This is a genomic window from Mesorhizobium sp. M2A.F.Ca.ET.039.01.1.1 (assembly GCF_003998035.1).
In the GTDB taxonomy this organism is placed as follows: Bacteria; Pseudomonadota; Alphaproteobacteria; order Rhizobiales; family Rhizobiaceae; genus Mesorhizobium.
Map to the genome: position 1 here is coordinate 1 of NZ_RZRY01000824.1, position 2,489 is coordinate 2,489.

The 2,489-nt window shown below is 65.5% G+C and carries 2 protein-coding genes; one reads left to right on the plus strand and one right to left on the minus strand.

Features of this window, described 5'->3' with window-relative positions; genetic code table 11:
* Window positions 1–944, plus strand: a 944-nt coding sequence (locus EOA24_RS34240; RefSeq protein ID WP_133374763.1) for a glycerate kinase, incomplete at its 5' end; no start/stop codon positions are given.
* A gap of 273 nt (window positions 945–1,217) precedes the next feature.
* Here EOA24_RS34240 and EOA24_RS34250 read toward each other — a convergent pair.
* The coding region (locus EOA24_RS34250; protein WP_127410605.1) for a UdgX family uracil-DNA binding protein at window positions 1,218–2,489 on the minus strand (1,272 nt) is incomplete at its 5' end.

The window sequence follows — 2,489 nt, forward strand, 5'->3', positions numbered from 1 at the left end:
TGACTTCGGAAGACTTGGTCGTGGCGCTGAGTTCCGGCGGCGGCTCGGCCCTGCTGCCGTCTCCCGCTCCCGGCCTGACGCTTGCCGACGAGATCGCCGTCAACGAGGCGCTGCTTGCCTCCGGCGCGCCGATCGCGGCGATGAACACCATCCGCAAGCATGTCTCGACCATCAAGGGCGGACGCCTGGCTGCCGCGGCGCATCCGGCGCGGGTCGTGTCGCTGGTCGTCTCCGACATCCCCGGCGACAACCCGGCGCTGGTCGCCTCGGGGCCGACCGTTCCCGACACCGGCAGCCGTCAGGATGCACTGGCCTCGATCGCCGCTTATGGCATGAAGCTGCCGGCCTCGGTCATGGCCCATATCCAGTCGCCCGACGCCGATGCTCCGCGTCCCGGCGATCCGCGCTTTGCCGGCAATGAGGTGCACCTGACCGCCTCGGCCGGCGTCTCGCTGGAAGCTGCCGCCGCCGAAGCGAAGCGGCAAGGCATCGAGACGGTCATCCTGTCGGATGCCATCGAGGGCGAGGCGCGCGAGGTCGGAGGCGTCCACGCCGCGATCGCGCGCGAGGTGGCGACGCGCAACCGCCCTTTCAAGAAGCCCGTGCTGATCCTGTCCGGTGGCGAGACCACCGTCACCTTGCGGGCCAAGGGGAAGGGCGGCCGCAATTCCGAATTCCTGCTCGCCTTCGCCATCGGTATCGACGGTGTCGAGTGCATTCATGCCCTTGCTGCCGACACCGACGGCATAGACGGCTCGGAGAACAATGCCGGCGCCTTCGCCGACGGCTCGACCGTGGCGCGCATGCGCGCGGCAGGCGTCGACGCCAAGGCAATGCTCGCCGGTAACAACGCCTGGACGGCATTTAATGCGGTTGGAGATTTGTTCGTGCCGGGGCCGACGGGGACGAACGTGAACGATCTGAGGGCGATTCTGGTTAGGTAGCGCGGAGCCCCACAGAGCTCGTCATTCTAGGGCGGAGCAAGGAGCGAAGCGACGCGCGTAGACCCTAGAATCCATGCCGTGACCTTAGCCGAAGAGTGCAGCAGAGCAGAATTCTGCACCGTCGCGGCGCGTTTAAGTCACGGCATGGATCCTCGGGTCTGCGCTGCGTCGCTTCGCTCCTTGCTCCGCCCGTGGATGACGAAGCGGTGGGGCGTCTCCGCTAATCTCCAAGGCCGCACACCCCGCAACAGCATCATCCGGTGCGTAGAACGATCAAGCCCCCATCAGCTGCTTGACCTTCCGCATATCCTGCAAGAACCGCTCCCTCTCGGCCTCCTTGTCCTCCTGCTCCCGGATGCGCAGGATGAAGGAGGGGTGGATCGTCAGGAACACCCGCAAGCCATCCTCGCGCTCGACAACGTCGCCGCGCATCTTGGTGATCGGCACCGCCTTGCCGAGCAGCGATTGCGCCGCCGTCGCGCCGAGCGCCACAACGAGGTTAGGCTTGACCAGGTCAAGCTCCTTGTCCAGCCACCAGCGGCAGGCCTGGATCTCACCGGCATTGGGCTTGGAGTGGATGCGCCTTTTGCCGCGCGGCTCGAATTTGAAGTGTTTCACCGCATTGGTCACATAGACCTTGTGGCGATCGATCGCGGCGTCGTCCAGGATGCTGTCGAACACCTTGCCCGCCGGCCCGACGAACGGCTTGCCGGCCAGGTCCTCTTGGTCGCCAGGCTGCTCGCCGACGAAGATCACGTCGGCATTTTCTGGCCCTTCGCCGAAGACGGTCTGCGTCGCATCGCGCCACAACGGGCAGCGGCGGCAGCCTTTCGCCTCCTCGCGCAGCTCCGGAATATCGTCGGCCTCAGGCGCCGCCACATCGGACGGCTCGGGCGTGGGCCAGTGCTTGGCCTTCACCTTGGCATGATGCGGTGCTGGGCTGGTTGGCATCCGGGCGATCATGTCTGACGCGGCTTTGTCCGCTCCTGCTATCAAATCTGGAATGAGCGAGGCCTCGGGAAGGTTCCGCCAATATTTCTTCGGCATCTCCTTCTGCATCGCCTTCACCTTGAGGCGGGCCGGGTTGAAGATGTTTTCGAAATAGGTCCGCCACAACGCCTCGGCATCGTCTTCCGCCGGCGCGTCGCGCTTGGCCGCACCCGGCCCCATCGCCAGCCTCTCGCCGTCCCAGTCGGCCGAGGCATGCGGGGTCAGGATCGTCCAGCGCATGCCAGTGAAACGACGCACGAAGAAATCGGCATTGCGCTCGACGATGTAATGGTCGGGCTCGAACCATGCGACATAACGCTCGTCCGGGCCTTCGCCGATTTTTCGGAAGCGCACGAAGGCGCGCATCTTGTGGATGTCGCGGTGCACGGCCTTCTCCATCGCCTCCAGCCGCCGGATATCGGGATCGGTGGCGATCGAAAGCAGCTTCGGCTCCGAGCGCAATCGCCAGAGCAGCCGGTAGAGAAAGCCGAAGCGCTCGGGGTCGCAATGGCAGATCACCGTCTCGGCTCGCTCGATGAAGTCGCGCGGCACGAC